The 948-nt window shown below is 37.6% G+C and carries 1 protein-coding gene; it reads right to left on the bottom strand.

Annotated elements, in window-relative coordinates; genetic code table 11:
• On the bottom strand, positions 1–836 hold an 836-nt coding region (locus tag SYJ56_RS25800), incomplete at its 3' end, for an IS982 family transposase (RefSeq protein WP_323839283.1).
• Between the last annotated feature and the right edge of the window lie 112 nt (positions 837–948).

The raw sequence follows: 948 nt of genomic DNA, 5'->3' as shown, positions 1-948 counted from the left end.
AAGAAGGAATAGGCAATTAAACCTGCGACAAGGTTGGTGATAAAATTCTCAAATGACCTGTGTCTTGAATGTTCGACCTGGCAGATGTTTTTGAGTTCGTCGTTGACAGTTTCTATAACCGATCTTTTTCTGAGCAGGATTTTATCCTTGAGTTCCATCAGCACATTCTTCATATTGTTCCGGATGCTGGTAATCAAATGAAGCCCGTCCAGAAATAATACTTGTGTTAATTGGTTTGAAATGTAGCCTTTGTCTGCGTAAAGTTTTCCTTTTAAGGCTTTGATAAATGACTTGTTTTTCAATGGCTCCCGATCATCAGTATTGCCTGGTGTAATGACGAAGTTGAGTAACTCCCCTTTGTCATTGATGACTATATGTAGCTTAAAACCAAAGAAATAACCCATCGTTGACTTGCCTACCTGTGCCAAACCTTCGAATACTTTGTTTCTCTTGATTCGTTTGTTTTTGCATACCCTTATCGGGGTGGAATCAATAAAGGAGATACCAGTCCCTTCGCCCAAACAACAGGTTTTCATAAAGACTGACATAGGTAAGGTAGCTGCCTGCATAAGCTCTACAAACCTGTTGTAAGAAACTGTACTGGGGAACAAATCTGTCTGGTGCTTTTGCACATAATACAGGTAAAAGTGCTTCATGTTCTTAAACCCTCCGGAGTGGAACAAGACCATGATTGTAATCACTTCACTACAGCTCATTTTAGGCTTCCTCTTAGGCTTATTACCTAAGGTATGTTTTTTGATAGTTTGCTCAAATTCAATGCAAAATTCGTCAACTAGATAGAAAATTTCAGTAATTTTAGAGTTAGATAGAACCATGTGATCTGCTTGTATATGTTTGAATTTCAGATACTTAAATATACTCAAGTACACTGGTTCTATCTATATTCACCTCCCAATAATTCTACATTTTATTAATCGAACTCAGGTT

Origin of the sequence: Algoriphagus aurantiacus (genome assembly GCF_035156405.1) — a bacterium.
Taxonomy (GTDB): Bacteria; Bacteroidota; Bacteroidia; order Cytophagales; family Cyclobacteriaceae; genus Algoriphagus; species Algoriphagus aurantiacus.
Note: the sequence above shows the minus strand (reverse complement) of the source record. Positions and strands in the feature narration are given on the sequence as shown.